The 5650-nt window shown below is 32.4% G+C and carries 6 protein-coding genes and 1 riboswitch; of the genes, 1 reads left to right on the forward strand and 5 read right to left on the reverse strand.

The window, feature by feature from the left end:
• Positions 1 to 29 precede the first annotated feature (29 nt).
• Positions 30 to 818, reverse strand: coding sequence for a GTP pyrophosphokinase (locus J5G60_RS16230; RefSeq protein ID WP_150358887.1), 789 nt, complete (start codon positions 816 to 818; stop codon positions 30 to 32).
• Between the two features lie 175 nt (positions 819 to 993).
• Between J5G60_RS16230 and J5G60_RS16235 the strand changes: the two genes are divergently transcribed.
• Entirely contained in the window at positions 994 to 1794 is an 801-nt protein-coding gene (locus tag J5G60_RS16235; protein ID WP_150358886.1) for a DUF2225 domain-containing protein, read from the forward strand.
• A gap of 41 nt (positions 1795 to 1835) precedes the next feature.
• On the opposite strand, the gene J5G60_RS16240 is transcribed toward J5G60_RS16235, so the two are convergent.
• The 4 genes from J5G60_RS16240 to J5G60_RS16255 all read right to left on the reverse strand — a co-directional run bounded on the left by J5G60_RS16240 (position 1836) and on the right by J5G60_RS16255 (position 5311).
• Positions 1836 to 2528 (reverse strand): metallophosphoesterase, encoded by a 693-nt coding sequence (locus J5G60_RS16240; RefSeq protein WP_150358885.1) that lies wholly within the window; start codon positions 2526 to 2528, stop codon positions 1836 to 1838.
• Positions 2529 to 2532: 4 nt separating this feature from the next.
• The gene (locus J5G60_RS16245; RefSeq protein WP_150358884.1) at positions 2533 to 2799 is read right to left on the reverse strand and encodes an EscU/YscU/HrcU family type III secretion system export apparatus switch protein; all 267 of its coding nucleotides are present in this window, start codon (positions 2797 to 2799) and stop codon (positions 2533 to 2535) included.
• Between the two features lie 48 nt (positions 2800 to 2847).
• Complete coding sequence (locus J5G60_RS16250) at positions 2848 to 4563, reverse strand: hypothetical protein (RefSeq protein ID WP_236035337.1); 1716 nt, start codon at positions 4561 to 4563, stop codon at positions 2848 to 2850.
• A 121-nt stretch (positions 4564 to 4684) separates the two neighbouring features.
• On the reverse strand, positions 4685 to 5311 hold the full coding sequence (locus tag J5G60_RS16255; RefSeq protein ID WP_150358882.1) for an ECF transporter S component: 627 nt from the start codon (positions 5309 to 5311) through the stop codon (positions 4685 to 4687).
• Between the two features lie 98 nt (positions 5312 to 5409).
• Positions 5410 to 5526, reverse strand: a riboswitch (FMN riboswitch).
• Between the last annotated feature and the right edge of the window lie 124 nt (positions 5527 to 5650).

A 5650-nucleotide genomic window follows, 5' to 3' on the forward strand; every position in this document is an offset into this window, starting at 1 on the left:
ACCTTTTACTATTTAAAAATAATTCAATTTTATTTATATACTTGAAGCGCCTTCTCTGTAGAATGTAATAAATTAGACAATTCAAAGACTTCTCCCTCTTCAGTCAGTTTATTTAACTGCATCTGATATCTGGTAGCTTCAGTTAATTTACCCATAGATGACAGTGTCAATATGTTATTCATTATATCCGAGACCAGACTGGATTTTACCTCAAACAGCTTTTGTGCATCTTTTATTTCATCCTTGATTTCAAGCATTTGTTCATCAAGTTGAAATGCAGCATCTGCCGCACTTTTCAATTTTAATTTAATGGCATCTGGTATATCATGTTTATATTTATAATTTAGAGAATGTTCCGCAGTAGCCCAAAAATTCATTGCCAGTGTTCTTATTTGAAATTCAGCTAATATCTCAACCTCCCCATCCGACATATTCACGGGATACTTGATCACCATATGATAGCTTCTATAACCACTTTCTTTTACATTGGTTATATAGTCCTTTTCATACATTATCTCCATATCTTTTCTATTTCTAACTATATTAACTACTTTACTTATATCATCTACAAACTGGCACATTATTCTGATTCCTGCTATATCCTCCATTTCATATCCTATTCTATCCAAGGGTATATTAAACTTATTTGCCTTTTCCAGTATACTTGATATTTCCTTTACTCTTCCTGTAACAAACTCTATAGGTGAATATTCATTTTTTCTCCTATACTCTTTTCTTATGCTCCTAAATTTTACCTTCAATTCCTCAACAGCTTGATTATATGGTAGTAGAAATGTCTTCCACTCTCTTATTGCCACATAAATCACCCCTAACAGATATTATAAAATTAATTCATCTAGTACAATAATACTATTATATCAAAAATATGGAAAGTTTAAGAACTATTATTTTAACTAAATTTTTGATATAATGGTTAAAGAGGGTTAATTTATATTATAAAATTTATATGATCAATAGTAAAGGTGATAGAATATGTCTAGAGAAATATCCTTAAATCCAGAAAGTTTAAAATCAAAAGACAAGCAAAAATCCATGTTGTACGATAGAAAAATAACCTGTCCTGTCTGTGAAAATTCCTTTAATGCCAGGGCCATTAAAAAATCTTCATACAGGATAACAAAAAGGGATTCAGATTTTTTTATAAGGTATTCTATAATAAATCCCTATTTTTATGACGTATGGGTATGTGATAACTGTGGTTACGCTGCTATAAAAAACGATTTTCTTCATTTAAATGAACATGATGCAGATACAATAAGGAATAAGATTTCCCCTAAATGGCACCGCAAAAATTACCCAGAGGTATATGATATTGAATTAGCTATTCAAAGGTACAAGCTATCTCTTTTAAATTATTATGTCATAGATGCCAAAGCCAGTAAAAAGGCAATTAACTTTCTAAAAATTGCCTGGATGTATAGGCTTAAAAATGATAATGAAAATGAGATAAGATCCTTAAATCAGGCATTAGACAATTTTAGCACCGCATATTACAATGAAAGCCTACCAATATGCGGCATGGACAGGTACACCACCATCTATCTCATAGGTGAACTTATGAGACGTACAGGAAAAGAAGAAGAATCATTGAGATGGTTCAGCCAAGTAGTAACTTCTACTGCAGCATCTTCAAGAATTAAAAATATGGCCAGAGATCAAAAGGATCTTGTAAAAGATTTTCTTAAGAATAAATCACTGCCTTCCGAAGGACAGCCTAAAAAAATTCTCAAAGAGAATAAAGCTCACGGCCTATTCGTTAAATTTCACAAATAGCAGATGATCTGGCAAATAAATTTTTCCCTTATAGGATAAACTTATCTGCCAATTATTATTTTAGGATCAAAATCTATATAATCTGCAGAAGTCAATATATATTCTATTCCATTTAAATCTCCTGTCACAGCTTTTAAAGAGGTTTCTCCATGGAGATGTCCATATATAACTTTTTCTACTTTATATTCCTCAAATATATCTTTAAATCCTGAACTCATAAATTTTTCACCTATGGGAGGATAATGAATGGCAGCTATGAATTTACTGTATCCCGCTTCTACTGCACAGCTCAATGAATTCCTCATTCTCATAAGTTCTCTTTTATATATTTTTTCATCGTGCTGGGAGAAATTTTCACTACCTGGACAATTCCATCCTCTAGTTCCGCACAATGCATAATCCTTATATGGAAAAAAATTATTTTGTATAAAACTCATATCATCATATAAACTGTTCAATTTTGTGATGCCGTTCCACCAATAATCATGATTTCCCTTTATCAATATTTTTTTCCCCGGAAGATGATGAATCCACTGCAAATCCAAAAATCCATCTCCCATATTCATAGACCAGGATATATCCCCTGCTATAATCACCGTATCCTCACAAGTTATTTTATTCATCCAATTTGATTTTATTTTTCTATCATGTCCAATCCAATTGTCCCCAAAAATATCCATAGGCTTATCCCCAGTCATATCTAAATGCAAATCTGATATTGCAAATAAAGCCAAATCATCACCTTCTACTTATATTTTCATCTATATCTATTACATATGCTATAACCTTAGCCACCGCATCATATAATGCAACAGGTATATAGTCCCCTACATCTACATTGATCAAAAGATCCGCCAATTCCTTGTTATAGACTATAGGAACTCTATTTTCTTTTGCTTTCTCCAATATATTATCTGCTATCTGTCCTATACCTGCAGCAGTGACCATAGGCGACTCATAGCTCTGTTCATATTTTAAAGCTGCTGCCTTTTTTCTTTCACTCATTCTTTTATCCTTACCTTCCTTCCCCCTTTTTACTCCGTTAAATATGGTTCATACTCTAGCATTGAGTATGCTTATATCCTTGTCCTCAAAAAATTCCCCGCAGGTGGATATGTTCATTTCTTCTACCTTCTCATGAAATCTGACATCTACATTATACCCCACATCCGATAAGCTCTCCAGTATTTTCTCGTGCTCTCTGCTAAGTAGATCCAGCCATTTTTCATTACATTTAATATCTATATCCATATTGTGACCATTCACAGTCAAATAGGTATCTACTACTCCCATATTTTCAGTGCTTATAGAAGCAGCTATTTTGACATTTGTGGAATCTATTTTTTTCCCTTTTTTCCTTTCATCTTTAATCATAAGCCTACACTGATAATTGTTCTGATTCAAATTTATGGGAAGATCCATATAATAATAGGAATTTGAAATAGTATTGAATATTTTAAAATCATTTATATTATTATTCAGTATATGATTTATATTTTCGGAAATATCATTTTTGCCGCTATTTTTTTGTTCTAATATTTCTCTCACAATATCTTTCATATCATTGATCTTTGCATCTATTTGATCTTTTATCTGTACAGCAATTTGTCCTATATTATTTTCACTTGCAGCTCTGCCTCTATGTGAAACATAAGGCATGATCCTATCTTTTACAAAAGAACTCAGAACATTATTAGGATGAACTTTACCTGAATCCCCCATACCACTTGTCTCTCCGGTTGTTTCAATAGTTTTACTCTTTATATTTATTTCATTTTTGGAAGTTTCCTGGCTTTTCAAATTCTGTACACCTAAATTTTCTTCAGCATCTGCTGCAGTTTTCAAAGCATTTGTCTTTAAACCTATGCTGCTTTTTTCACCCTCCAGTTTTGTTTTTAAACCTGTCCTGTCTTCTTCACCCTGGAGTATGGCAAATTGGTTTTTACTTTTATCAATAATGCCCACATTGTTTTCTTTTAAACTATCTTCAGCATTTTTAGCCTTATCCTGTAATTGGATATTTTCAGATTGATCTTGCTGGACAATTTGTTTTGGTAAAAGCTGTCCAAGATTCTTAACTTCATTATATATAGTTCCCTTGTTTTTGAATATACTGTTAAAACTCTTTATATTATTTTCATCTAATTCTATATTGTTCTCCAAAAAAATAAACAGATCATCTCCGTTTATACTCTTTAGCTGGTTAAAAAATTTTTTCAAAGTAGTATTTGTAAATTTGCCTTCTTCACTGTCGGGTGATAGATTTTTACTGATTAAATATTTCTGAATAAAGATATCCTGTTCCTCCGGATTCTGTTTTATCTTGTTCATAAATTCCAGTACACTTTTTATGTTGGAAATATTATCTTTTGTAAGCGGGATTTCATGTTTAACCATTTTATATATAAGATCATAATCTTCATTACTGAGATTAAAATCATTTTCTTTGATAAACAAACTTATGGGATCATTGCCACTGTTATTATGCTCTCCTTCTGAATTCACAATTTTTAATTTTAATTTTCCATTTTCAAACCCTTCTACTTCCAGTCTTATCAATTGATTTTCTAATATATTCTGATAACTTTCCAGTTCACCTGAAAATTGCCATCCATCTAAAAGCTTTAAAAGTATTTCTCCTGTTGATTTATTTAATTGCATAACTCTAGCAGAAAATTTCTCTCCTATTTGAAAAGAAAGCTTTGCAGATATTTTTTTATTATTTACATTATAGGTGCTGCTTATATTCCAAATCCCTGACAAATTCATCACCCTTTTTAATTTACTAAAAATTTTTGTTCTATATATAATTTATCGTATGAAATCCCTGTTTCATAATAAAAAAATCCGGGAATATCCCAGATTTTCTTATTATGACTCCTCAGTTAAGTTAATTTTTATTTTCTGCTAACTTCCCATCTCTTGCCTGTTCCTGCTTTAATATTGGAGATACACTCTTATAGAGAACAAGCGTAAGGGCTGTAAGTGCTATTCCCTTTAACAGATTGAATGGCACAATGGCAAATAATACCAGTGTATTTAAATCCGTTACGCTCCCATTTATCTTTCCTGCCACCGCTACCATTGCGCTTATAGGAAAATTAAGTACTTTTTCATAAAGAGGAAGTAGTATAAAATAATTTAGCAGTGCAGCTGCTGCCGACATGGCAATAGTTCCAGCTCCAAGGCTGATTACCGCTGACTTTTTGGTTTTCTTTTTACTGTATATATACCCTGCCGTAAAAACTAAAACTGATCCTACTGCAAAATTGGCAACTTCACCTATAAAGGCAGTCTTTCCGTTAAATATCCCATGAAGTATATTCTTCAAAAATTCTATGGCAATTCCAGCTCCTGGTCCCAGCGCAAAAGTTCCCATCAAAGCCGGTAAATCACTTATATCAATTTTCAAAAACGATGGGAATATTGGAAGGGCAAATTCTATAAACATAAGCAAAAAGCCAACTACTCCCAGTAATGATATTTTTACTAACCTATTTAATTTGTTATTTTTCATCAGTTGACACCCTCCTAAAACATCAAATATAATCTTCCAGGTGAGCAAACATAATAAAAAAACCTGATAAATAAATACCAGGGCTAATAAACATTACATTCTCACTTCTTCCATCCAGACTTTACTGTCGGCCTCGGAATTTCACCGAATCGTACCCTTTGGGGCTCGCGGGCTGTACCGCCGGTGGGGAATTACACCCCGCCCTGAAGATTACTTTTTAATTTTCAAATTCATTATAATACTTTTATACCCATACTTCAATATATGTCTCTTATACACATCAGACGCTGACGACGAAGCTAGAAGTGTAGATATCGGTGGTCGCCCTATCATTAAAAA

Source organism: Clostridium sp. HV4-5-A1G (genome assembly GCF_900184915.1).
In the GTDB taxonomy this organism is placed as follows: domain Bacteria; phylum Bacillota; class Clostridia; order Clostridiales; family Clostridiaceae; genus Clostridium_B; species Clostridium_B aromativorans.

Excerpts from the sequence above, each read along its gene's own strand:
- J5G60_RS16250 (WP_236035337.1), bottom strand. The coding sequence starts at position 4,563 with ATGAATTTGTCAGGGATTTGGAATATAAGCAGCACCTATAATGTAAAT.
- J5G60_RS16255 (WP_150358882.1), bottom strand. The coding sequence starts at position 5,311 with ATGAAAAATAACAAATTAAATAGGTTAGTAAAAATATCATTACTGGGA.
- J5G60_RS16245 (WP_150358884.1), bottom strand. The coding sequence starts at position 2,799 with ATGAGTGAAAGAAAAAAGGCAGCAGCTTTAAAATATGAACAGAGCTAT.
- J5G60_RS16235 (WP_150358886.1), top strand. The coding sequence starts at position 994 with ATGTCTAGAGAAATATCCTTAAATCCAGAAAGTTTAAAATCAAAAGAC.